Source organism: Azospirillum sp. OGB3 (genome assembly GCF_014192915.1).
GTDB lineage: Bacteria > Pseudomonadota > Alphaproteobacteria > Azospirillales > Azospirillaceae > Azospirillum.
Genome location: NZ_JACHYN010000004.1, coordinates 138,097 through 159,612, shown reverse-complemented (window position 1 = coordinate 159,612; position 21,516 = coordinate 138,097). Strand labels below are relative to the sequence as shown.

Genomic DNA, 21,516 nt, shown 5'->3' with positions numbered 1-21,516 from the left:
ACGGCCTGTTACAGTCGTGTGTCATACGCAGCAGCAAGGAGCAGTGTGAAGTGTCTCTTTCCACGTCGAGCAGCAGCCCCTCCGATCCGCGGACCGAGGCCCGCCGTCTTCTGACGGACGCCATCTCCACGTACCTCCAGTCGTGCAAGGATCTGGCTGCTGCGACCGAACGCGCGACCGAGACGAGCGGCAGCATCGACACCCAGGCCCGCCGCAAGGCTTACCAGACGCTGACCGAACTGGGCGACCAGGTCCGTCTCGCGCAGCGCCGCCTCGTCACCGCCGCCAAGCAGGCCCGCCGGGTCATGCCGGTGGCCGAGATCGAGGAGGTCGCCAAGAAGCTGGACAAGCGCGACACCACGGAAAGCGCCGCTGTGCTGGTCAAGGCTGCCCTGGTCAACTGACCTCGGTCGGGGAAGGACTCGCCTGTTCGGCATAGACGAATCCGCCGGAATGGCGGGAATCGCCGACTTTTTGCGGGTCACAGCGTCGCGCCCGGTCGATTCCGGGCGGGAGCATCTTGCGCGCCGCCGTCCGTCAGGGTAGGTCAGAGGCGCCTGGAGCCCTGGAACATGCTGGGGTTCCGCCACGAACAAGGGGAATTTGGGAATGACGAAGGCCGATCTCATCGACGCGATCGCCGGCAAGCTGGGCGGCACGAAGGCCGACGCCGGCAAGGCGCTGGACGCGGTTCTGGAGAGCCTGCAGGACGCGCTGGTCAAGGGGGAGACGGTCAAGCTGCCGGGCTTCGGCCAGTTCGAGATCGCCGAGCGCGGCGAGCGCACGGGCCGCAACCCGCAGACCGGCGCGGAGATCAAGATCGCCGCTTCCAAGGCGCCGAAGTTCTCCGCCGGCAAGGCCCTCAAGGACGCCGTCAACGGCAAGGCCGAGTAAGTTGCCTGCCCTCTCCCCTCCGCTCACGCGCAAACAGCAAGTTTGTGGTGACGTGACAGGTGGACCTTTGGCCCGCTGAAAGCGGGGAGAGGGTTACCCGTGAAGCGGGCGGGTGGGGAGGATGCGCTTGTGCCGGACGCACTGCCACGCGCAACCCCCTCACCCTAACCCTCTCCCCAGAGGGGAGAGGGAATTTTATTACCCCGTCAATGCGGGTTCGCCGGCCCCGGCGTCGCGTCGGCCAGCCAGCGGCCGAGCGGGTCGTCCGTGTCGCTGCCCGCACCCGTGGACGCCTCGCTCCAGCCCGGCGGCACGCCGTCCATGTTCGGCAGGCGGTGGGCAATGCCCTTGTGGCAGTCGATGCAGGTCCGCTGTCCGCTGAACAAGTATTGCTGATGGATGCGGGCCGCCCGCGCGCCCTGCTTGGTGATGTCCATCGACTCCGCGCTGTGGCAGTTGCGGCATTCCAGGGAGTTGTTGGCCTTCAGCCGCGCCCATTCGTGCTCGGCCAGTTCGCGCCGCTTCTCCACGAACTTGTCGCGGGTGTCGATGGTGCCGAAGATCTTCCCCCAGACCTCCTTCGAAGCCTGCATCTTGCGGGCGATCTTGTCGGTCCAGTTGTGCGGGACATGGCAGTCCGGGCAGGTCGCCCGCACGCCGGAGCGGTTGGTGAAGTGGATGGTGGTCTTCAGCTCCTCGAACACGTTGTCCCGCATCTCGTGGCAGCTCGTGCAGAACTTCTCGGTGTTGGTGACCTCCAGGGCGGTGTTGAAGCCGCCCCAGAACATCACGCCGGCCAGGAAGCCGCCCAGCGTCAGGAAGCCGAGGCTGAGGTAGCGGCTGGGCCCGGCGATGATCCGCCAGGGCCGCAGCAGGAATTCGGGCAGCTTCATCGCCGGTCACCCCCGTCCGACGGGCGGCTGATGAGGCTGTCCATGTCCCTGAAGGTGTTCGGGACGATGGGCTGGGCCATGGTCTGGGGGACGTGGCACTGCGTGCAGAAATAGCGGCGCGGTGCCACGGCGCCCAGTGTCTGGCCCTCGCGGTCGACGTAATGGGTGATGCTGATCATCGGCGCTTGGGTGGCGCCGGTGAACTGGCGGCTGTGGCAGGTCAGGCACTGGTTGTTGTTCAGGCTGATCTGATAATCGCGGATGTTGTGCGGGATGACCGGCGGCTGTTCCGGGTAGTTGCGGGCGACCCGCCGGTCGTCCGTGACGTCGGCGGGGATCGGCGGGGCCGGGTCCTCGTCGGTGAACTGGATCGGCGGGCGGAAGGGCTCCCGGACCTGTCCGGTTCCCTGGGCGGCGAGCAGGGCGGGCACGAGGCAGGGCAGGGCCGCGGCCAGCGCGAGCATGAGATGGCGGCGCATGGTTGCGGTCCTCCCTCAGACGGCCACGATCTTGACGGCGCACTTCTTGAAGTCCGTCTGCTTGCTGATCGGGTCGGTGGCGTCGAGCGTGCATTTGTTGATGAGGCGCGCCGAATCGAACCAGGGCACGAAGACCACCCCGCGCGGCGGCCGGTTGCGCCCGCGCGTCTCCACCCGCGTGCGCATCTCGCCGCGCCGCGACATCACCTTGACCTCCGAGCCGCGGCGCAGCCCCCGCGCCTGCGCGTCGTCCGGGTGCATGTAGACCAGCGCCATCGGCATGGCCTTGTAGAGTTCGGGCACCCGCATGGTCATCGAGCCGGAGTGCCAGTGCTCCAGCACGCGCCCCGTGACCAGCCAGAGGTCGAAGTCCTTGTCCGGCGATTCCGCCGGGGGTTCGTAGGGGAAGGCGAACAGGTTGGCCTTGCCGTCCGGGTTTCCGTAGAAGCGCACCCCCTCGCCCTTGGGGACATAGGGGTCAAGCCCCTCCCGGTAGCGCCACTTCGTCTCCTTGCCCTCGACCACCGGCCAGCGCAGCCCGCGCACCTCGTGATAGGTGTCAAAGGGCGCCAGATCGTGGCCGTGGCCGCGCCCGAAGGCGGCGTATTCCTCGAACAGCCCCTTCTGCACGTAGAAACCGAACGCCTTCGACTCCCGGTTCTCGTAGGCGGGGTTCACCTCCGACAGCGGGAAGCGGTCGACGTTGCCGTTGCGGAACAGCACGTCGAACAGGGTCTTGCCCCGGAAGTCCGGATTGGCATCCAGGATTTCCTTAGGCCACACCTCGTCGGTGGTGAAGCGCTTGGAGAACTCCATGAGCTGCCAGAGGTCGGAGCGCGCCTCGCCCGGCGCGTTGACGAGCTGGTGCCAGAAATGGGTCCGCCGCTCCGCGTTGCCGTAGGCGCCCTCCTTCTCCACCCACATGGCGGCGGGCAGGATCAGGTCGGCGGCGGCGGCGGTCACCGTCGGGTAGGCGTCCGAGACGACGATGAAATTCTCCGGATTGCGGTAGCCGGGATAGGTCTCGTTGTCGCTGTTGGGTGCGGCCTGGAGGTTGTTGTTGACCATGATCCAGTAGGCGTTGAGCTTACCGTCCTTCAGCATCCGGTCCTGCAGAACGGCGTGATAGCCGATCTTGCCGGGCAGCAGGCCCTTGGGGATCTTCCAGCCTTCCTCGACGTGGGAGCGGTGGGTGGGGTTGGTCACCTGCATGTCGGCGGGCAGCCGGTGGGCGAAGGTGCCGACCTCGCGCGCCGTGCCGCAGGCCGAGGGCTGGCCGGTCAGCGAGAAGGGGCTGTTTCCCGGTTCCGAGATTTTTCCGGTCAGCAGGTGGATGTTGTAGACCATATGGTTCACCCACACGCCGCGGACGTGCTGGTTGAAGCCCATGGTCCACAGCGACATGACCTTGGTCTTCGGGTCGGCGTACATCTCGGCGAGCGCCAGCAGCCGTTCCTTCGGCACCTTGCTCAGCTCCGCCACCTTGTCCAGCGTGTAGTCGCTGACGAAGGTGGCGAACTCGTCGAAGCTCATGGGCTTGGAATCGGTCGGGTCCTTGGCGTTCGCCGCGCGCACCTCCAGCACGCTTTCGGGGCGCAGGCCGTAGCCGATGTCCTTCTGTCCCAGGCGGAAGCTGCAATGCTTCTCGATGAACGCCTTGTTCACCCGCCCGCTCTGGATGATGTGGTTGGCGATGTAGTTCAGGATGGCCAGATCGGTCCCCGGCTCGAAGATCATCGGGATGTCGGCCAGTTCGAAGCTGCGATGCTCGAAGGTCGAGAGGACGGCCACCTTCACATGATTGTGGGCCAGCCGCCGGTCGGTGATGCGGGTCCACAGGATGGGGTGCATCTCCGCCATGTTGGAGCCCCAGAGGACAAAGGCGTCGGCGTGTTCGAAATCGTCGTAGCACCCCATCGGCTCGTCCATGCCGAAGGTCCGGATGAAGGCCACGGCGGCCGACGCCATGCAGTGGCGGGCGTTGGGGTCCAGGTTGTTGGTGCGGAAGCCGGCGCGCATCAGCTTAGACGCGGCGTAGCCCTCCCAGATCGTCCATTGGCCGGACCCGAACATGCCGACGGCGTCCGGCCCCTTCTCCTTCAACACTCGTTTCCACTGGCGGGCCATCTCGTCGAAGGCCTCGTCCCAGGACACCGGGCGGAATTCGCCATCCTTGTGGTACTTGCCGTCGCGCATACGGAGCAGCGGCTGGGTCAGCCGGTCCTGCCCGTACATGATCTTGGACAGGAAATAGCCCTTCACGCAGTTCAGGCCGCGGTTGACCTCCGCCTGCATATCGCCGTGGGTGGCGACGACGCGGTTGTCCTTGGTGGCGACCATGACGCTGCATCCGGTGCCGCAGAAGCGGCAAGGCGCCTTGGACCAGGTGAGCTGGGCGTCCTCGCCCGCCACCATGGATGGTTGGGCCATGGCGGGCAGGCTGATGCCCCCCGCCGTCGCGGCGGCCGCAACCGCCTGCGCCTTGATGAAATCCCGCCGGTCAAGCATGGGTTTCCTCCCCCCTTTTCTTGACGAATGTAAAATCTGGCGCGTCAACGCCGCGCCGTACCGACCTCGTCCGCGCTGCGGGCCGCCATCGGCTCGGCGTGGTGGAAGACCATGACCGCCGACATCACGCCGGGCATCAAGTGGATCGCGGTCATGCGGTCGGCGATCCGGCCCTCGTGGGGACCTTCCACGGTCACCACCATCCGGCCCCGCTCCTCGGCATGGACCTCCACGTCGCCCAGCGCGGCGACGGCGGCACGCACATCGGGGCTGCGCTCGGGCCGCAGATGGACGAGGATCGAGGCGATGTGCCATTCCGCCAGCGCGTCGGCCGGCCGGTCGGGGGCATCAGAGTGCATGGGTGGTCTCCGGTCCGGGGTGCAGGGTGACGGCGTCGGCGGGACAGGCGGCCAAGCAGGCGCCGCAGCCGGTGCAGGCGCCGTCCTCCACCGTGGGAACCGCTACGCCACCCGGCGCCAGGGCGAAACGGATGGCCGATTCCGGGCAGGCGTCGCGGCAGCTCCGGCAGACGACGCGGTTTATGGCGAGGCAGGACGGGCCGATCCGCGCCGCCAGCGTCCAGGGGCGGGCGGCGGTGCGGTCGAAGACCGGTTCGGGGCAGGAATCGGCACAGGCGCCGCAGAAGCTGCATTCCCCCTGCCGGAAGTCGATCTCGGGAAAGCCGCCGTCCCCCCGGCGGACGATGCCCTCCGGGCAGGAGTCGGCGCAGGCGCCGCAGCGGGTGCACAGGTCGGTGAAGCGGTCCATCCGGGACCAGGGCGGGCGCAACGGCGCCGGCTCAGCGCGCCGCCGTCCGCGAAGAAATCCCCGCCGCCCCAAATCGACCGATTCATCGACCATGGCACAGCCCCCCTCAGACCGGGGGCGGACCGGGCGGACCCATGATGAGTTGCGACATCCAGACCAGGAAGCCGTAGCCGCCCACGACGGCGACCGACAGGATCGGCCAGATCACCACCGCTAGAATCAGGAACATGGCGATCTCCCGCCGCTTCGCGCCGGGATCGGGTAGGGGCGGGCTGGCAGCGGCGCGGGACGGGAAGCGGACGGGGTCCGGTAACGGACCCTGCGATTGGCGGCGGTTCATGGCGGCTCCCGTTTTTGGCGGGCGGTAGCGATGCCGACGGCCGGAAAGGCCGCCGGATGTTCCAACAACAGGTTGAGCGTTCCTTCTGTTCCATCCGGCCGGGCGTGCGATCGACGCCACACCGGTACGCCGCAGCCTTGGCCTCGCGATGGCGGCTTGGACGGATAATTCGATGAGCGAACTTTTTTTTGAGGGCCCCCGGGATTAAGCGGGCCGCGGGATCGTAAACTGAGTGAAGAGGGGATAAGGAGGTCGGATGGCCTTGGTGTGATTTGGGCCTCCGGATTGTTTATTTCCGACTCATACAGGGCATGCAGATTAGATCGACTATGAGGTTGCTGATGATCTGAAGTCCTGTAAGATTGGAACAGCCGTTCTTGGTGTAACGGCTTCTCCACTGTTGTGATCGTAAGTGAAGCGAACTCAATCAGAGGCCGCGCCTGCTTTGGCGCGGCCTTTTTTTTGTTACTTCAAAGTCATAGTACGAAAGTTTGGCATCGCCAATGCTGATTTTGCGCAAGGCATACCTGCAACGATAGTTGCGACAAGGGGGACTATTTGTGCTGTGATTCCTGAAACGGATGTTGTGTTCCGCTGATTGTGTGGTATACCAAGTACGAAATGCGGAACACCAAGCCTCTCCCAACGGTGGCGGTGGTGCTCCCGCCAAGACGTGAAGGGCACGCAAGCCCCGAAGAAAGGCAATGCGACAACAACCATCGGCCCCGCCCGGCTGAGTTGAGTGTTCGATCACCGCATTGGGGAGGAAGAGTAATGAGTCAGTCCATCGCTGCACCGCCTGGCGGCAAGCAGGCGCCCATTTCCGAAGGCGCGCGTTGGATGCAGATCGTCGTCGGCATCGTCTGCATGGTGGCCGCGGCCAACATCCAGTATGCCTGGACGCTCTTCGTGCCGGAAATCCAGGCCACCCACGGCTGGACCCGCGCTTCGATCCAGACCGCCTTTACCGTCTTCGTCGTCGTCCAGACCTGGCTGACCCCCATCGAAGGCTACTTCATCGACCGCTACGGCCCCCGCGTCATCGTCGCCTTCGGCGGCGTGATGACCGGCCTCTCCTGGATCATCGACAGCTACGCCGGCTCGCTCGGCATGCTCTATTTCGGCTCGGCCATCGGCGGCGTCGGCGTCGGCTGCGTCTACGCCACCTGCGTCAACAGCGCCATCAAGTGGTTCCCGGACAAGCGCGGCCTCGCCGTCGGCCTGACTGCGGGCGGCTACGGCGCCGGCTCGGCCCTGACCATCCTGCCGATCGCCAACATGATCCACTCCTCGGGCTACCAGGCGGCCTTCTTCTGGTTTGGCCTGCTGCAGGGCACGATCATCATCGCCGCCGCCTTCTTCCTGCGCGCCCCGCAGAAGGATCAGGTGAAGTCCTCGACCAAGGTCCTGCAGTCCCGCCGCGACTACACGCTGAAGGAAGCGCTGCAGACGCCGGTGTTCTGGGTCATGATGGTCATGTTCATCTGCACCGTCTCGGGCGGTCTGATGGCGGTGGCCCAGCTCGGCGTGATCGCCCACGATCTGGGCGTGAAGGAAGCTCCGATCAGTCTGTTCGGCATCACCATGGCGGCACTGCCCTTCGCGCTGATGCTCGACCGCGTGATGAACGGCATCTCCCGTCCGCTGTTCGGCTTCATCTCCGACCACATCGGCCGTGAAGCGACCATGTTCATCGCCTTCACCTTCGAAGGCATCGGCATCCTGATGCTCAGCCGCTTCGGCCACGACCCGATCATGTTCCTGATCCTGTCGGGCATGGTGTTCCTGGCCTGGGGCGAAGTGTACAGCCTGTTCAGCGCGACCTCGGCGGACACCTTCGGCACCAAGCACGCGGCGAAGATCTACGGCGTGCTGTACTGCGCCAAGGGCATCGCGGCTCTCCTGGTCCCGCTGGGCAACCTGCTGATGGAAGCCACCGGCACCTGGGCGACCGTGCTCTACATCTGCGCCACCATGGATCTGTTCGCGGCGGTCTGCGCCATCACCGTCCTGCGGCCCATGTTGCGCAAGCACCATGCCCGCAACGCCGAACTCGCCGCCCAGCAGGGTACGGGTCCGGTCACGGCGGCGGCCAGCCCATAACCTCCGCTTCAGCGGATCGACCGAAGGGGACCACGCGCGTGGTCCCCTTTTCGGCGTTCCGGGCCGGCCTTGCGGAGCGGGACAAGGGCGGAGCGGGACAGGGCGGAGCGGTGCAGGGGTGTGGTCGTGTCGGCGGAGGGGGGCATGGACAATCGATGGCGGAGTCACGGAATGGCAAAGGACGACGGCAGTTTCCGGCTGGTGGTCGCCTGCTCTCTGGGCGGGGTGGCGGTCAGCGTGGCCCTCGGCTCGCTGCTGCTGTCGCGATGGACGCCCCGGACGGAGAACACGGTGGTCGAACGGGCGATCCACAACATGGACCGGGAGACCTGCGAGCGGGTGCTGCACTCCTTCACGCAGCCGCAGCCGGTGGGCACCCGCGTGCTGTGGCTGTGGGCGGAAGAGTCCACGCCGGGCGTCTTCACCGGGGCACCCTGGACGTCGCGGGTGACCGGGCCGGGCGTGCAGACGGCGGCGGCCGGGGCGGCTGAAGGGAGGAACGGGGCGATGGCCGGCCGTTCCCCCCGTCCCTACGCCTTCGATCCGGCATCCCAGATGGCGCCGGAAGCGGCCTGCTCCTTCCCGAACAACTCCCTGCACATCGTGTCCGTGGAGTATCCGCCCAGACCGGACGCCGCTCCGGCAACCGGCAAGCCATAAAAAGGAAAAGGGCCGGCCGCGGGAAGCGGCCGGCCCTTTCTGGCAGGCGGTGCGCCGGATGGAAGCGCCGCCTTACTCCTCGCGGTTGCCCATGAGCTGGAGGAGCATCTGGAAGAGGTTGATGAAGTTGAGGTAGAGCGAGAGGGCGCCCATGACGGCGAGCTTGGTGTTGCCCTCGTGGCCGTAACCCTCGGCGTACTCTTCCTTGATGCGCTGGGTGTCGTAGGCGGTCAGGCCGGTGAAGATGACCACGCCGATGACCGAGATGGCGAACTGCAGCGCGCTGGAGCCAACGAAGATGTTGACCAGGCTGGCGATGACGATGCCGATCAGGCCCATCATCAGGAACGAGCCCATCTTCGACAGGTCGGCCTTGGTGGTGTAGCCCCACAGGCTCATCGCCGCGAACATCGCCGCGGTGATGAAGAACACCCGCGCCACGCTGGCCCCGGTGAAGACCAGGAAGATCGACGCCATCGACACGCCCATCACCGCGCAGAAGGCCCAGAACAGCCCCTGCAGCGCGGTCGCCGACATCGCGTGGAAGCGGAAGGACAGCACCATGATGAAGGCCAGCGGCGCCAGCATCACCACCCACTTCAGCGGGGTCGTGAAGATCGGAACGTACAGCGCCGGCGTGCTCGCCACGAACAGCGCCACCAGCCCCGTCACGCCAAGGCCGAGCATCATGAAGTTGTAGACCCGCAGCATGTGCTTGCGCAGGCCCTCGTCGAACGCCGCGCCGTAGGCCGGCGCCGCGCTGCCGAATTGGTTTCCGTAGAAGGGTCCGCTCATCGTCTCACCATGTCCTTCGGATGCTTGTCGTTCAGAGGCTTGTCGTTCAATGCGTATGCTTTAGAACCACGCCATGCGGGCGTCGCGGGCGTGGGCCAGGATTTCCTTCTCCGGCTGTTCGCCGCACAGCGCGTAGACCGTCGTCCCGACCTGCCAGTAGGCGACCGAGACATTGCCGATCCGTTCCGCCTGGGGTTCGGTGACGGCGAAGCGGTCGACCTCGCTGGCGAACAGCGTGATCAGTTCCGATCCGCCGTGGCGGTAGGCCGCCTGCACCGCGACCCCACCATCCCAGGCCACCGTGCGCAGCCCGTCCGGCGCCTGCCCGATGTCGAGCTGCGGGATCGGCACCGCGACCTCCGGGTTGGCGGAGGCGAGTCGGTTCACCAGGGATTGGGCGGCGTCGGCGAAGGGCTTGAAGTCGATCCCGCTGTGCAGCGCCTGCTGGTGGGTCTGGGCCGCGATGGTGATGTAGTGGGTGGCCGCGTGGGCCGTGGCGACGGGGTTGACCGAGAGGGAGGACACCGCGCTGTGCGCCGTCCAGCCGAGCCCGACGAGGCAGAGTGCCGCCACGGCGCGCCGCCCACGGCCCGAGCCGGTGGCGGCCCGCGCCCGTGCCCGATTCATCAGTTCGGCCGCCGGCCGCCGCCACAGGGCGCCCCACTGCTTGCGGCGCGGCAGTGGCGCGCCGGCGCCGACCGCCGGCTGGGCCGGGGCGGCAGGCGGTTCGGGCGGGGCCGGCTCGGCCTTCTCCAGGGTGGGGCCGGCCATGAACAGGCTGATCTCGTCGCGCACCCGCATGTCGTGCATGACGCGGGCCGCCTCCTCCGGGTTGGCTTCCAGATAGGCCTCAACCTCGATGCGGCGCTGCGCGTCGAGTTCGCCGTCCACATAGGCGTTCAGGTCGATGTCGCTGATCGGTTCGTTCATCGTCATTTCACCACGCGCAACGGGGGGCGCTGGACCCGGTCTGATGGGGATCGGTCGGACTGGTCTGACGCCGGCTGGCGCCCGCCGCCCGTTTTGGCCCGCAGCGCGTCGCGCGCACGGCCCAGACGGGACATCAGGGTGCCCACGGGGATGCCCAGGCATTCGGCGGCGTCCCGGTAGGACATGCCGTCGAGCGCCACGAGCACCAGGGCCTCCCGCTGTTCGACCGGCAGGGTCATCAGGGCCGCGATGGTCTGGCCCAGATGGACGTGGCTCAACTGCGCGGGCGGGGAGCCTTCCTCCGCCATCGAGATCAGCTCGCCGGTCGCCTGGCGTTCGGCCTGCTGGCGCCGCCAGCGGTCCACGAAGGTGTTGTGGACGATGGCGAGCAGCCACTTGCGCAGATCGCGCCCGTCCGTAAAGGACGACGCGCCCTCGATGGCCTTGACGAGCGCCTCCTGGACAAGGTCCTCCGCCTGGTCGGGGTCGCGCATCAGGACCAGGGCGTAGCGCCTCAGAACGTCCAGATGCTGTCCCAGCTCGTCTTTCATCACCGTCCCGGATTGGTTCCTCACACTCGGCATACGGATCATGCCGTGGCTTAATCCGCTCCGGGGGAAAAAATCGCCACGGGATTGGCTTGCGCGCGGACGCGGGGCGGAGTAGGTCAGAAGCGCCTGGAGCCCTGGAGAATGCTGGGGTTCCTCCATGAACAAGGGGAGTAGGGAATGACGAAGGCCGATCTCATCGACGCGATCGCCGGCAAGCTGGGCGGCACGAAGGCCGACGCCGGCAAGGCGCTGGACGCGGTTCTGGAGAGCCTGCAGGACGCGCTGGTCAAGGGGGAGACGGTCAAGCTGCCGGGCTTCGGCCAGTTCGAGATCGCCGAGCGCGGCGAGCGCACGGGCCGCAACCCGCAGACCGGCGCGGAGATCAAGATCGCCGCTTCCAAGGCGCCGAAGTTCTCCGCCGGCAAGGCCCTTAAGGACGCCGTCAACGGCAAGGCCGAGTAAGCCTTCCGCAAGGACGATCCTTGTATTTGATGAAGGGGCGGCGGCAACGCCGCCCCTTTCGTCTTTCCTAACTTCGTGGTGACGACATGAGCAGCAACAACGTTTACCGCTGGATCAAGGTCGAGGGGCGGTGGGAGCCGGCGCAGCAACTGGCCGATGGCTCCTACATGCCGATCGGCGACATCGTTCCGCTGTCCGCCCGCAGTGTGAAGGTCGGCCCGGTGATCGAACCGCCGGCCCGCCCCGCCGCCCAAAAGGACGACGTCGGCGAATAGGGCTGACGCCCGGCTTTATCCGGTCGTCCCGACCCGGTCGAGCATGGCGCGGACCGCGCCGATCGCCGCCTGGAAGCTGAAGGGTTTGTGCAGGACGCGCAGCCGCTCCGACTCCGGGTGCCAGAGGGCGCCGCTGTCGGCGGTCATGACGATCACCGGCAGGGCGGGCCGCCGCGCCCGGGTCCGGCGAATCAGCTCGTTGCCATCCATCACCGGCATCCGCAGGTCGGTCATCAGCAGCGACGCCGGGCCGCTTTCCAGGGCGGTGATGGCTTCCAACCCGTTGTGGGTCAGCGTGACGCGAAGCCCCTGGCCTTCCAGCGTGTCGGCAAGGGCCAGGGCTTCGAGGCGCTCATCCTCGGCGACGAGGATGTGGGGAACAGACTCCATGGTTCGGCCTGACTGCAACGCAAACGGAGTAAGGGGTACGTTGCGGCCGGCCGGATGGATTTCCCCAGAGTTCGGGGGGTGATCGGAACGCTGGGGATGAGACGCAGTGGTTCAAGCGCAATCGGCCAGATCGGCCAGGGCCTCGGCGTCCAGCAGCTCGACCCGGCCGCCGTCCAGGATGCGGATCAGGCGCGAGGTCTTCAGCTTGGTGAAGCCGCGCGACACCGTCTCCGTGGTCAGGCCGAGATGGTCGGCGATGTCGCAGCGGCTCATCGGCAGGGCGATGGCCCGGCCGGCACCGGCGCGGCGGCTCAGGGCCAGCAGGAAGCTGGCCAGCTTCTCCAGCGCCGACTTGCGGCCCAGCAGCAGCATCTGGTCCTGCGCCGCCACCAGCTCGGAGGTGGTGACCGACAGCAGGCGGCGGGCCAGGGCGGGCTGGGCGTCGAGCAGGGCATCGAGCTGGCAGCGCGGGATGCGCTGGACGGTGGAGGCGGTGATCGCCTCGGCCGAGTAGAGGTAGCGGTCGGCGAAGGCCAGCCCGACCATGTCGCCGGCCTGGAGGAAGCCGATGATCTGGCGGCGCCCGTCCGGCAGCAGCTTGTAGAGGCGGATCATGCCGTCCACCACCCGGAAAACGGCGTCGGCGGCCTCGCCCTCGGCGAAGATGGACTGCTCGCGGTCGAACACCCGGAACTGGGCGATGGCGGCCAGGGGATCGGCGTCGTTGGCGGCGAAGCCGGCGGCGGGGCGGGAGGGGGCGACACGCGGCATCGCCATCACGGCGGCCTGATGGCCGTGCGGAACGCGCGTCGGCTGGGCGGCGATGGCGGTGTGAGCGTGCATGTCGGGCCCCTCGGCGTTCGTGGAAGCGGCCCGTCCCCGTGGGGCAACCGCTCGATGAGCCGAAGTTATGCGCTGCGGGGTACCCTGTGCAGTTCGGTCTTGTACCTAAGGGGCTTTGCGTACGTAAGACTACCTAGGGGCCATGGGTGACGTGTGAGGTGGAGGGGGGCGAGAACGCTCACCCTCCGTGCACCAGCCGTTCGAACAAATCCTCCGATCCCATCTGTCCGCCCTTGAGCATCAGCTCGACGCCGTCGGTGGGCGGGTGCGCGCTGTGGGTCAGGCTGACCGTCACACCGGGGCTGAGCGCCGTCCGGTAGGACAGGCCCCACAGGCCCAGCGCCTTCACCGCCTTGCTGGAGGTGTCGCCCCCGGCGATGCCCAGGCGGCGCAGCGGCACCGCGTGGGCGACCGAGGCGACGAAGTCCGCGGTCGCGTCGGCGATGGCGGCGGACTGGGCGGTGTCGGGCGCCTCGCCCTCCGCCGGGGCGGTCCACACCAGCACGCTCCGGCCCTGGCCCAGATGGCCGGCGATCTCGCTCCGCAGCCGTTCGCGGTAGGCGGGGTCACGGCACAGCGCGCCGGCGTCCGCCGGCATCCGGTGGAAGGAGTTTGCCGCGGCGATCTGCTTGCGCGTGACCGGCGACAGGCTGCCGGCCAGCACGAAGACCGGCCCCTCCGCCGGGTCCAGGGGGGCGTCGCCGACCGCTTCGTCGCGCTCCCATTGGGTGGCCAGCGCCTGGACCACGCCGCTTGGGCCAACCGCCAGAAGGGGCGAGCGCCGCGCGCGCTCCCAGATCAGCCGCCCGACGGGCGCCAGATCCGCCGGCTGGGCGATGTCCAGCAGGACGGCGGGCGCACCGCCCGCCACCATCCGGTCCAGCTTTTCGTCGAGCGCTCCACGGGCCAGCCCGTAATCCGGGTAGTGCAGGGCGCCCATCCCCTCCAGCCCCTGCGCGCTGAGGTGGAGGCGCAGGTCGGCCTCCGTCATCGGGGTCACCGGATGGGCCTTCATCGTCGGGTGGCGGTCGATGCGGTGGACCGTCCCCCCGGTGCCCGCCGCGGCGAACAGCGTGCTGAACAGGCAGTAGCGCCCGATGTTCGGCTGGCCGCCGACCACCGGCAGGAAGCGGTTGGGAAAGAAGGGTCGCAGGGCGGCCACCGCCGCCCCGATGCTGCCGACCTGTGGCGCGCTGTCGAAGGTCGAGCAGCACTTGTAGTGCATCACCGGCACGCCGAGCCCGGCGAAGAAGCGCCCCACCGGCTCCAGCTCCGTCCGCAGGGCCTCCGGGTCCATGGTGCGCGACGCCCCGGCGATCCCCAGCGCGTCCAGCGGGCCGAGGCCGGCCAGCCGCTCCGCGTCGGGAATCTCCAGCAGCAGCAGCGCCCGCTGCCCGGCCTTCGCCAGCGTGGCCAGCGTGTCGGTGGCCCCGGTGAAGTCGTCCCCGTACCAGCCCAGACGGGGGCCGGGGCGGGGCGGTGGGGGCGCCGCCGTCACTTGCCCGCTCCGAAGAACTCCAGGGCGCGCTTCAGCTCCGGCCGGGTCGCGGCGGCGTCCGGCAGGGTGACTCCCTCGCGCACTGCGGCCCAGGCCTGGCGGATGCTCGTCACGCCGGCGGCGGGGCCATCCGGATGGGCCATGATGCCGCCGCCGGACATGAACAGCAGGTCGTCCGTCCCCACCGCGTCCCAGGTGACGGGCACGGTCCCCGCCCACTGGCCGGAGGAGAAGGCCGGCATCACGGCGTCGTCGCAGCCCTCGGCCAGCGGGGTGAGGCAGGATTTGGCGCCGTCGATCACCTCCCCGTCCGGCTGGGCGAACTTGCCCTGGAGGCCGTGGACGTGCATGTGGTCCACCCCGGCGAGCCGCCACAGCGTCTGGTAGGCGTCGAAGCCGATGCCCAGGCTGGGGTGGCGCGACAGGGCGCCGAAGCCGTTGCGGTGCCCGTGCAGCACCAGCCCGCTGTGGCGGCGCAGGGTCTGCACGGCGGAGAAGCCGCACCAGTTCAGGCTGACCATCACGCAGCTTCCGCCCTCGCGCTCCACCAGATCGGCGTGGCGGCGCATGGCGTCCGTCTCGTCGCTGATGTTGAAGGCGACCATGACGTGCTTGCCGGTGCGGTCCTGGTGGCGGCGCACCCGGTCCATCACCGCCGGCACGCGCTGGGCCAGCGGGGCGTGGACCGGATCGGCGCAGATCTCGTCGTCCTTGATGAAGTCCAGCCCGGTGGCGCAGAGCGTGCCGACCAGCTCGCCGGTCTCCTCCGCCGACAGGCCGAGGTTCGGCTTGATGATGGAGCCGACCAGCGCCCCGCGCTCCACCCCGGTCAGCCGCCGCGTGCCGGCCACGCCGTGACGCGGCGCGTCGAACTGCTTGCGGTAGGCGGCGGGCAGGCGGACGGAGTCGAGCCGCAGGCCGGTCACCTCGCCCAGGTCGAACAGGTTGCCGGCCACCGTCGCGGCCAGCGTCGGCAGGTTGGCGCCGACGTTGCCGGTGGGGAAGCTGATGGCGACGCGGGCGCGCCGCCACGGTCCGGGCCGCTTCTGCCGCTCCAGCCACGTGTTCGGCAGGCTGGGGGAGGCCGCGGGTTCCAGCTCCTCCACCCGCTCCACCACGGCGCGGGCGCGGGCGCGCAGGTCGTCCGTCTCGCCGTGGACGCGGGTGAAGGTGCCGCAGGACTGCTCCCCCGCCATGACCTCCGCCACCTTGGCGGGGTCCAGCGGGGTCTCGATCAGATAGGTCGCCTCGAAGCGGTCGGAGCGCATGGCGAGACTCACAGGCGGCTGAGGTCGGGGAAGGGCCGGACCGGATCGCGGCCGTCCCAGTCGAGGGAGGCGTTGCGGATCAGGTCGAACATCTTGCCCTTTGGCCCGGCGACCTCCGACAGCTCGATCACCGTGCCGGGGTGGTACTCGGTGTCGAAATAGACGAAGCGGCCCTTCTCGCCGACCTCGCCGCTCATCACCGGCTTGAAGCCCTGGCCAGTCAGACGCTCCAAGTCGGCGTCGTAGTTCTCGGTCCAGTAGGCGACGTGCTGGAGGCCGGTGCGGCCCGCCTTCAGGAAGTCGCGGTACATCGACGGCGCGTCGTTGCGGGTCTGGATCAGTTCCATCTGGAGCGGGCCGGAGTTGGCGAGCGCCACAGAGTTGTGAACCTCGTACCGCTCCCCGCGGTAGGTGTAGTTCTTGATCGGAACCCGCTCGTTGTAGAACCACGGGCCGATGCCCAGGGTGCGGCTCCAGTAGTCCATGGCGGCTTCGATGTCGTCGACGACGTAGCCAGCCTGCCGGATCTGGCCGAAGAATCGGCTCATGAAGGAACTCCTGATTTTATCGTTATGAGGGGACCGGCGAGGCTTCATGCCGTCGGCACCTGAAGGCGCCGTCGGCATGACCCTCTCGATCAATGCCTTGGCATTGATCTGCCGGGTTTCACGGTTGGAAAATGATGGAAGAGATCATTTTCTAACCGCTTCAGTAGGGAAGGAAGCCGGTGGAAATCCACGGAATGGCGGCGACCACGATCAGGCCCACGAGGAGGGCGGCGACGTAGCCCCAGATGTGCTTCAGGCCTTCGTCCGGGCTGACCTTGCTGATGGCGCAGGCGCCGTAGTAGCCGACGCCGAAGGGCGGGGCGAACAGGCCGATGCCCATGGCGAAGATCACCACCATCGCGTAATGCACCTCGTGCACCCCGGCGTCGCGGGCGATGGGGAACAGCAGCGGGCCGAACAGGACGATGGCGGGGATGCCCTCCAGCACGCTGCCCAGGATGATGAAGGCGACGATGGAGATGGCGAGGAAGCCGTAGCCGCCGCCGGGGATGTCGGCCATCCACAGGGCCAGCGCGCGGGAGAAGCCGGACTGTGTCAGGCCCCAGGCCATGGCGGTGGCGCAGCCGACGATGAAGATGATCGCCCCGGTCAGCGACGCCGTCTCGATCAGCATCGGCTTCAGCCGCGCCCAGTCGAACTGGCGGTAGACCAGCAGGCCCATGAGGGTGGAGTAGGCGATGCCGATGGTCGACACCTCGGTCGCTGTCGCCACACCTTCCACCACCGCGGCGCGGATGACGAAGGGCAGCAGGATGGCGGGCAGGGCGGCCACGGCCAGACGGGCGATCTCCGACGCCGGCGGGCGGCGGATGTGGCTCAGATCCTCATGGCGGTAGCGCCACCAGACGACGGCGCAGAGGGCGGCACCCAGAACCACCGCCGGCAGCAGGCCGCCCGCGAACAGCGCCGCGATCGACACGCCGGTGACCGAACCGATGGTGATGAGGACGATGGAGGGCGGGATGGTCTCGGTCTGCGCGCCGGTCGCCGACAGCAGGGCGACGAGGTCGCCGGGAGGGGCGCCGCGCTTCTTCATCTCCGGGAACAGCACCGGCGCGATGGCGGCCATGTCGGCGATCTTCGAGCCGGAAATGCCCGACACCAGATACATCGCCCCGATCAGCACGTAGGACAGGCCGCCGCGCACATGGCCGAGCAGGCTGGCGAGGAACTGGATCATGGCGCGGGCCATGCCGGTCATCTCGATCAGCAGGCCGAGGAAGACGAACAGCGGCACCGCCAGCAGGATCAGGTGCGACATGCCCTCGTCCAGCCGCCCGACCATGACGAGCAGCGGGGTCGAGGTGGTCAGCGCCAGATAGCCGAAGGTGGCCAGCGCGAAGGAGAAGGCGATGGGGACGCCGCCGAACACGCAGGCGGCGACCACGCCGACGAAGAAGATGACGAGGTTGGCCTGCCCCAGCGGCTTCAGCAGCGGGCCGGCCAGCCAGAAGGCCACGGTCACCGCCGCGGTCAGCGCGACCGCCGCGAGCGTGATCCGGAGGTTGCGCATCCGCATCAGCCGGATCAGCGCCACCACCGCCATCAGCCCCAGCCCGGTCGGCAGGGCCGCCGCGCGCCAGGCGTTGCTGATCTCCAGCGCCGGGGTGACGATGAACTGCTCCTCCATGGCGTAGTCCAGGGCGGGGTGCAGGATCATCGCCAGGAAGGCGATGGGAGCCGTGATCGCCAGGGTCTCCAGCAGGGCGCGCGGCGTCGGGCCGACGCGGCTGACCAGACCGGTCATCCGCATGTGCTCGCCGCGGCGCAGCGCCACCACGGCGCCCAGCATGGACAGCCACAGGAAGAGGATCGAGGCCAGCTCGTCCGACCACACCAGCGGCGCGTGGAAGACGTAGCGCGCCGTCACCCCGGCCAGCAGGATGGCGATCTCGGCCAGAACGATGAGGGCGGCGACGCCCTCCACCGTCGCGGCGAGGCCGCGGTCGAGCCGATCGGTCCAGGAACCGCCGGACGCGGCCCCTGGCATGGCGCCGCCCTCGTCGAGCGCCGTCGCGTGGTGAGACAAAGCCGCACCCTCCCTTCCCGTGTTGTCCACAGCCGTTCTACAGGCCGTTCTTTAGGCGAGCTTGCCGACGGCGCTTTCCAGCAGCGCCCAGGCCTCGTCGCCGAAGCGGCCCTTCCATTCGCCGTAGAAGCCGCTGTCGCGGAGCTTGGCGCGGAAGCTGTCGGGGGAGGGCTGGTTGAAGGCCAGGCCCTTGGACTGCAGGTCGGCCTGCACCGACTGGTTCAGCGCCTTGATGTCCTCGCGCTGCTGCACGCCGGCGTCGTTGATCGCGGTGGAGACGATCTTCTGCAGGTCGGGCGGCAGGCCGCGCCACGCGCGTCCGTTGGCGATGAACCAGAAGCCGTCCCAGATGTGGTTGGACAGGGCGCAGTACTTCTGCACCTCGTACAGCTTGGCGACCTGGATGATCGGCAGCGGGTTCTCCTGCGCGTCGACGATGCGCGTCTGCAGCGAGGAATAAACCTCCGAGAACTGCAGGCTGGCCGGGGCGGCGGACAGCGACTTGAACATGGCGATGCTGAGCGGGCTGACCGGCACGCGGATCTTCAGCCCGTCCATGTCGGCGGCGGATTGGATCGGCTTGGCCCCGCTGGTCATCTGGCGGAAGCCGTTGTCCCACATCTTCTCGAAGGCGTGCAGGCCGACCTTGGAGATGGCGCCGCGCACATGCTCGCCCAGCTTGCCGTCCATGGCGGACCAGACCTGCCCGTAATCGGCGAAGGCGAAGCCGACGGCGTTGATGGCGGCCACCGGGACCAGCGTGGCGATGACCAGCGCCGATGGCGTGAAGAAGGTGATGCCGCCGCTGCGCACCTGCGACAGCATGTCGGTGTCGCCGCCGAGCTGGTTGTTCGGAAAGATCTGGATGTCGACCCGGCCGTTGGTCTCGCGGCGGATGCGCTCCGCCGCCTCGTGCGAGCGGACGTTCAGCGGGTGGGTCAGCGGCAGGTTGTTGCCGTACTTGAAGTCGAACTCGGCGGCGCGGGCGATGCGCGGCGCGCCGATCAGCGTGGCGGTGCCGGCCCCCGCGGCCAATCCAACCGCCGGAGTGGCGGCCAACCCCTTGAGCATAGTGCGGCGCGAGAGCGGGTTCATGCTTTCCTCCCAGGAAACGTTGATGTAGTTTGATGTTCGACGGTGATTGTTGGTTGGACGGTATGTGCGCGAATGGCCTGTGTCAAACGCGAATGATGATGTGATTTGATGGGATTGGAGGGTTTTGAGCCGTGATGCAGGATGATGCGGACGCCGTCGCCGCACCCCCCGAAAACGCCCGTGGACTGCCGCGGATCGCCGACATCGCGCGGTTGTCCGGCGTGTCCACCGCCACCGTGGACCGCGTGCTGAACCACCGCCCCGGCGTGCGCCCGGCGACCGTGCAGCGCGTGATGAAGGCGGCGGCGGAGCTGGACTACATCCCGGAATCGGACCTTGGCGCGGCGCTCGGGCCGAAGCCGGTGCGGCTGGCCTTCCTGCTGCCCGACGGGACGAACCGCTACCTGACGCGGCTCGGCCAGCTCATCCGCCAGTCGGAATCGGCGCTGGCCCCGCTGGGCATCCGCGCGCAGGTGGAGTTCATCAAGAGCTTCAACCCCGACCTGCTGGCGCGCAGCCTGCTCCAGCACTGGCGCAAGGTCGACGGGGTGGCCTTCATGGCGCTGGAGCATCCGGCGGTGCGCGAGGCGGTGAACGAGCTGGCGGCGCGCAACGTGCCGACGGTGACGCTGATCTCCGACGTGCAGAACTGCCGGCGGGCCGCCTATGTCGGGCTCGACAACCGGGCGGCGGGGCGGACGGCGGGCTACCTGTTCGCTCGCTTCCTCGGCGGGCGGGCGGGCAAGGTCGCGATGATCGCCGGCAGCCTCAGCTACCGCGCGCATGAGGACCGCGAGCTGGGATTCCTGAACGTTCTGAAGGAGATGGCCCCGGCCATCGAGGTTGTGGGGCTGCGCGAGGCCCACGACGACGAGGCCAAGAGCTACCGGCAGACGCGGACGCTGCTCAGCCACCACCCCGACCTCGCCGGCATCTACACCATCGGCGGTGGGGCGGAGGGCGTGGCCCGCGCGCTGAAGGAGGCGCGGCGGGAGCGCGAGGTCGTCTTCATCGGCCACGGCTTCACGCCGGAAACGCGCTCGCTTCTGATCGACGGCACGATGGAGGCGGTCATCACCCAGGACCCGCGCAGCGCCCTGATGAGCTGCGCCGCCGTCTTCGCCAACCTGCGCGCGGGCCGCGAGGCGATGCACGGCGTGGAGCCGCCGCGCATCGAGGTCATCTTCAGGGAGAACCTGCCCCCCGCGGCTCCGCCGTGACTGGCGCCGGGGCGGGTGCGGGCCGCTTGTCGCGGACCATCACGACCAGCAGGACGGCGCAGAGGATCAGCGCCAGCGCGGCGTAGGTGCGCAGCGGCGGCGTCTCGCCCAGCACGACGATGGCACCGGTCACGCCGATCACCGGCACGATCAGCGAGCTGACCGAGGCCTGCGCGACGCTCAGCCGCCGCACGATGGCGAACCACAGCAGATAGCCGCCGACCATCGCCACCAGGATGTGGAAGACCAGCGCCACCAGCACCTGCGGCTCCAGGGCCAGCGTCGGGGCGGGGTCCAGCGCCAGGGCGAAGGGCAGCACCACCGGCAGGGAGATGGCGAACTGCCAGCCGGTGATGGCGTTCGGCCCCATGGTCCAGGCCGTCCGCTTGATCAGGACATTGCCCAGCGCCCAGCTCAGCGCGCCGGTCAGCATGAAGGCGGGGCCGAGCGGCAGGGCGCCCAGCCGCAGCAGATCGGGGCCGAGCAGAACGGCCAGACCCGTCAGCCCGCAGGCCAGCCCCATCCACTGGCGCGGGCCGGGCCGTTCGCCCAGGATCGGGATCGCCAGCAGCGTCGCCCAGGCCGGCATGGTGTAGGCGATGATCGCCGCGCCCGAGGTTGCCATGTTCATCTGCCCGAAGGCGGAGCAGATGTTGAAGCCCGCCATGTTCAGCAGCGCGACGGCGGCCAGCGGCCAGCGCTGCCCGCGCGGCACGGCCAGCGATTCCCCGCGCGACCGCGCGTAGGCGAACAGCACCGCCGCCCCGATGGCGAAGCCCAGGCTGCGCAGCGTCCAGGGCTGGATCTGGGTGAGGATGATCTTGACGGCGGGCCAGTTCAGGCCCCAGCAGACGCTGATGAGGCCCACCAGCGACAGATCCAGCGCCCGAGCGCGGCTTATCATGGCATGGGATTCCGGGTGTGGGGTGGATGCACGGCTTTCACA

24 protein-coding genes are annotated in these 21,516 nt (G+C 68.4%); 7 read left to right on the top strand and 17 right to left on the bottom strand.

The window, feature by feature from the left end:
* Nucleotides 1-50: 50 nt before the first annotated feature.
* Both FHW79_RS11015 and FHW79_RS11010 read left to right on the top strand, forming a co-directional pair.
* A complete protein-coding gene (locus FHW79_RS11015; RefSeq protein WP_014241891.1) occupies nucleotides 51-404 on the top strand; it encodes a hypothetical protein in 354 nt (117 codons plus the stop codon).
* A 205-nt stretch (nucleotides 405-609) separates the two neighbouring features.
* Nucleotides 610-894 (top strand): HU family DNA-binding protein, encoded by a 285-nt coding sequence (locus FHW79_RS11010; protein ID WP_014241890.1) that lies wholly within the window; start codon nucleotides 610-612, stop codon nucleotides 892-894.
* 206 nt (nucleotides 895-1,100) lie between these two features.
* Here FHW79_RS11010 and FHW79_RS11005 read toward each other — a convergent pair whose 3' ends face one another.
* The 6 genes from FHW79_RS11005 to napE are packed head-to-tail and all read right to left on the bottom strand — an operon-like array spanning nucleotide 1,101 to nucleotide 5,882.
* Nucleotides 1,101-1,787: a cytochrome c3 family protein gene (locus FHW79_RS11005; protein ID WP_183178958.1), complete on the bottom strand. Its 687-nt coding sequence runs from the start codon at nucleotides 1,785-1,787 to the stop codon at nucleotides 1,101-1,103.
* Nucleotides 1,784-2,266: a nitrate reductase cytochrome c-type subunit gene (locus FHW79_RS11000; protein ID WP_183178957.1), complete on the bottom strand. Its 483-nt coding sequence runs from the start codon at nucleotides 2,264-2,266 to the stop codon at nucleotides 1,784-1,786. Before FHW79_RS11000 ends, FHW79_RS11005 begins: the two co-directional genes overlap by 4 nt.
* A 15-nt stretch (nucleotides 2,267-2,281) precedes the next feature.
* The gene (gene napA / locus FHW79_RS10995; RefSeq protein ID WP_183178956.1) at nucleotides 2,282-4,774 is read right to left on the bottom strand and encodes a periplasmic nitrate reductase subunit alpha; all 2,493 of its coding nucleotides are present in this window, start codon (nucleotides 4,772-4,774) and stop codon (nucleotides 2,282-2,284) included.
* Nucleotides 4,775-4,818: 44 nt separating this feature from the next.
* Nucleotides 4,819-5,133: a chaperone NapD gene (locus FHW79_RS10990; RefSeq protein WP_183178955.1), complete on the bottom strand. Its 315-nt coding sequence runs from the start codon at nucleotides 5,131-5,133 to the stop codon at nucleotides 4,819-4,821.
* Nucleotides 5,123-5,635: a ferredoxin-type protein NapF gene (gene napF / locus FHW79_RS10985; RefSeq protein WP_183178954.1), complete on the bottom strand. Its 513-nt coding sequence runs from the start codon at nucleotides 5,633-5,635 to the stop codon at nucleotides 5,123-5,125. Before napF ends, FHW79_RS10990 begins: the two co-directional genes overlap by 11 nt.
* A 13-nt stretch (nucleotides 5,636-5,648) precedes the next feature.
* Nucleotides 5,649-5,882, bottom strand: a complete 234-nt coding sequence (gene napE / locus FHW79_RS10980; RefSeq protein WP_183178953.1) for a periplasmic nitrate reductase, NapE protein — start codon at nucleotides 5,880-5,882, stop codon at nucleotides 5,649-5,651.
* Nucleotides 5,883-6,656: 774 nt separating this feature from the next.
* Here napE and oxlT point away from each other — a divergent pair.
* Together oxlT and FHW79_RS10970 are read left to right on the top strand one after the other, a co-directional pair.
* On the top strand, nucleotides 6,657-7,985 hold the full coding sequence (gene oxlT, locus FHW79_RS10975) for an oxalate/formate MFS antiporter (RefSeq protein WP_183178952.1): 1,329 nt from the start codon (nucleotides 6,657-6,659) through the stop codon (nucleotides 7,983-7,985).
* Between the two features lie 171 nt (nucleotides 7,986-8,156).
* Nucleotides 8,157-8,645, top strand: coding sequence for a hypothetical protein (locus FHW79_RS10970; protein WP_183178951.1), 489 nt, complete (start codon nucleotides 8,157-8,159; stop codon nucleotides 8,643-8,645).
* 72 nt (nucleotides 8,646-8,717) lie between these two features.
* Here FHW79_RS10970 and FHW79_RS10965 read toward each other — a convergent pair whose 3' ends face one another.
* Genes FHW79_RS10965 through FHW79_RS10955 form a run of 3 tightly spaced genes read right to left on the bottom strand, consistent with a single transcriptional unit; the run spans nucleotide 8,718 to nucleotide 10,921 of the window.
* Nucleotides 8,718-9,440 carry a Bax inhibitor-1/YccA family protein gene (locus tag FHW79_RS10965; protein WP_183178950.1) on the bottom strand — a complete coding sequence of 241 codons (723 nt, stop codon included), beginning with the start codon at nucleotides 9,438-9,440 and terminating at the stop codon, nucleotides 8,718-8,720.
* A gap of 60 nt (nucleotides 9,441-9,500) precedes the next feature.
* The gene (locus FHW79_RS10960; RefSeq protein WP_183178949.1) at nucleotides 9,501-10,370 is read right to left on the bottom strand and encodes a hypothetical protein; all 870 of its coding nucleotides are present in this window, start codon (nucleotides 10,368-10,370) and stop codon (nucleotides 9,501-9,503) included.
* A 2-nt stretch (nucleotides 10,371-10,372) separates the two neighbouring features.
* The gene (locus FHW79_RS10955) at nucleotides 10,373-10,921 is read right to left on the bottom strand and encodes a sigma-70 family RNA polymerase sigma factor (RefSeq protein ID WP_183178948.1); all 549 of its coding nucleotides are present in this window, start codon (nucleotides 10,919-10,921) and stop codon (nucleotides 10,373-10,375) included.
* A gap of 177 nt (nucleotides 10,922-11,098) precedes the next feature.
* Here FHW79_RS10955 and FHW79_RS10950 point away from each other — a divergent pair, with 177 nt between their 5' ends.
* Nucleotides 11,099-11,383 (top strand): HU family DNA-binding protein, encoded by a 285-nt coding sequence (locus tag FHW79_RS10950; protein ID WP_014241890.1) that lies wholly within the window; start codon nucleotides 11,099-11,101, stop codon nucleotides 11,381-11,383.
* Between the two features lie 86 nt (nucleotides 11,384-11,469).
* Nucleotides 11,470-11,658 carry a hypothetical protein gene (locus tag FHW79_RS10945; protein WP_183178947.1) on the top strand — a complete coding sequence of 63 codons (189 nt, stop codon included), beginning with the start codon at nucleotides 11,470-11,472 and terminating at the stop codon, nucleotides 11,656-11,658.
* Nucleotides 11,659-11,673: 15 nt separating this feature from the next.
* Here FHW79_RS10945 and FHW79_RS10940 read toward each other — a convergent pair whose 3' ends face one another.
* From FHW79_RS10940 to FHW79_RS10910, 7 genes are all read right to left on the bottom strand, one after another.
* Nucleotides 11,674-12,048 (bottom strand): response regulator, encoded by a 375-nt coding sequence (locus FHW79_RS10940; RefSeq protein WP_183178946.1) that lies wholly within the window; start codon nucleotides 12,046-12,048, stop codon nucleotides 11,674-11,676.
* 111 nt (nucleotides 12,049-12,159) lie between these two features.
* Entirely contained in the window at nucleotides 12,160-12,891 is a 732-nt protein-coding gene (locus FHW79_RS10935; protein WP_183178945.1) for a helix-turn-helix domain-containing protein, read from the bottom strand.
* A gap of 178 nt (nucleotides 12,892-13,069) precedes the next feature.
* Nucleotides 13,070-14,389, bottom strand: a complete 1,320-nt coding sequence (locus FHW79_RS10930; RefSeq protein ID WP_183178944.1) for a four-carbon acid sugar kinase family protein — start codon at nucleotides 14,387-14,389, stop codon at nucleotides 13,070-13,072.
* Nucleotides 14,386-15,657 carry a ribulose-bisphosphate carboxylase large subunit family protein gene (locus tag FHW79_RS10925; protein ID WP_183178943.1) on the bottom strand — a complete coding sequence of 424 codons (1,272 nt, stop codon included), beginning with the start codon at nucleotides 15,655-15,657 and terminating at the stop codon, nucleotides 14,386-14,388. The genes FHW79_RS10930 and FHW79_RS10925 overlap by 4 nt, the downstream gene beginning before the upstream one ends.
* An 8-nt stretch (nucleotides 15,658-15,665) precedes the next feature.
* Entirely contained in the window at nucleotides 15,666-16,205 is a 540-nt protein-coding gene (locus FHW79_RS10920) for a VOC family protein (RefSeq protein ID WP_035679790.1), read from the bottom strand.
* Between the two features lie 160 nt (nucleotides 16,206-16,365).
* Nucleotides 16,366-18,255, bottom strand: a complete 1,890-nt coding sequence (locus FHW79_RS10915) for a TRAP transporter large permease subunit (protein WP_247884296.1) — start codon at nucleotides 18,253-18,255, stop codon at nucleotides 16,366-16,368.
* Between the two features lie 51 nt (nucleotides 18,256-18,306).
* Complete coding sequence (locus FHW79_RS10910) at nucleotides 18,307-19,350, bottom strand: TRAP transporter substrate-binding protein (RefSeq protein WP_183178942.1); 1,044 nt, start codon at nucleotides 19,348-19,350, stop codon at nucleotides 18,307-18,309.
* A gap of 134 nt (nucleotides 19,351-19,484) precedes the next feature.
* Here FHW79_RS10910 and FHW79_RS10905 point away from each other — a divergent pair, with 134 nt between their 5' ends.
* A complete protein-coding gene (locus FHW79_RS10905; protein WP_183179188.1) occupies nucleotides 19,485-20,570 on the top strand; it encodes a LacI family DNA-binding transcriptional regulator in 1,086 nt (361 codons plus the stop codon).
* Here the strand turns inward: FHW79_RS10905 and FHW79_RS10900 are convergent.
* On the bottom strand, nucleotides 20,536-21,474 hold the full coding sequence (locus FHW79_RS10900) for a DMT family transporter (protein WP_183178941.1): 939 nt from the start codon (nucleotides 21,472-21,474) through the stop codon (nucleotides 20,536-20,538). The two genes, FHW79_RS10905 and FHW79_RS10900, sit on opposite strands and share 35 nt — an antisense overlap.
* Nucleotides 21,475-21,516 lie beyond the last annotated feature (42 nt).

Coding starts and splice junctions, on each gene's coding strand:
- FHW79_RS10925 (WP_183178943.1), bottom strand. CDS start 15,657: ATGCGCTCCGACCGCTTCGAGGCGACCTATCTGATCGAGACCCCGCTG.
- FHW79_RS11010 (WP_014241890.1), top strand. CDS start 610: ATGACGAAGGCCGATCTCATCGACGCGATCGCCGGCAAGCTGGGCGGC.
- FHW79_RS10940 (WP_183178946.1), bottom strand. CDS start 12,048: ATGGAGTCTGTTCCCCACATCCTCGTCGCCGAGGATGAGCGCCTCGAA.
- FHW79_RS10955 (WP_183178948.1), bottom strand. CDS start 10,921: ATGAAAGACGAGCTGGGACAGCATCTGGACGTTCTGAGGCGCTACGCC.
- FHW79_RS10920 (WP_035679790.1), bottom strand. CDS start 16,205: ATGAGCCGATTCTTCGGCCAGATCCGGCAGGCTGGCTACGTCGTCGAC.
- FHW79_RS10910 (WP_183178942.1), bottom strand. CDS start 19,350: ATGAACCCGCTCTCGCGCCGCACTATGCTCAAGGGGTTGGCCGCCACT.
- napF (WP_183178954.1), bottom strand. CDS start 5,635: ATGGTCGATGAATCGGTCGATTTGGGGCGGCGGGGATTTCTTCGCGGA.
- FHW79_RS10960 (WP_183178949.1), bottom strand. CDS start 10,370: ATGAACGAACCGATCAGCGACATCGACCTGAACGCCTATGTGGACGGC.
- FHW79_RS10965 (WP_183178950.1), bottom strand. CDS start 9,440: ATGAGCGGACCCTTCTACGGAAACCAATTCGGCAGCGCGGCGCCGGCC.
- FHW79_RS10900 (WP_183178941.1), bottom strand. CDS start 21,474: ATGATAAGCCGCGCTCGGGCGCTGGATCTGTCGCTGGTGGGCCTCATC.
- FHW79_RS10950 (WP_014241890.1), top strand. CDS start 11,099: ATGACGAAGGCCGATCTCATCGACGCGATCGCCGGCAAGCTGGGCGGC.
- napE (WP_183178953.1), bottom strand. CDS start 5,882: ATGAACCGCCGCCAATCGCAGGGTCCGTTACCGGACCCCGTCCGCTTC.
- FHW79_RS10905 (WP_183179188.1), top strand. CDS start 19,485: ATGCAGGATGATGCGGACGCCGTCGCCGCACCCCCCGAAAACGCCCGT.
- FHW79_RS11000 (WP_183178957.1), bottom strand. CDS start 2,266: ATGCGCCGCCATCTCATGCTCGCGCTGGCCGCGGCCCTGCCCTGCCTC.
- FHW79_RS11005 (WP_183178958.1), bottom strand. CDS start 1,787: ATGAAGCTGCCCGAATTCCTGCTGCGGCCCTGGCGGATCATCGCCGGG.
- FHW79_RS10970 (WP_183178951.1), top strand. CDS start 8,157: ATGGCAAAGGACGACGGCAGTTTCCGGCTGGTGGTCGCCTGCTCTCTG.
- FHW79_RS10990 (WP_183178955.1), bottom strand. CDS start 5,133: ATGCACTCTGATGCCCCCGACCGGCCGGCCGACGCGCTGGCGGAATGG.
- oxlT (WP_183178952.1), top strand. CDS start 6,657: ATGAGTCAGTCCATCGCTGCACCGCCTGGCGGCAAGCAGGCGCCCATT.
- FHW79_RS10945 (WP_183178947.1), top strand. CDS start 11,470: ATGAGCAGCAACAACGTTTACCGCTGGATCAAGGTCGAGGGGCGGTGG.
- FHW79_RS10935 (WP_183178945.1), bottom strand. CDS start 12,891: ATGCACGCTCACACCGCCATCGCCGCCCAGCCGACGCGCGTTCCGCAC.
- napA (WP_183178956.1), bottom strand. CDS start 4,774: ATGCTTGACCGGCGGGATTTCATCAAGGCGCAGGCGGTTGCGGCCGCC.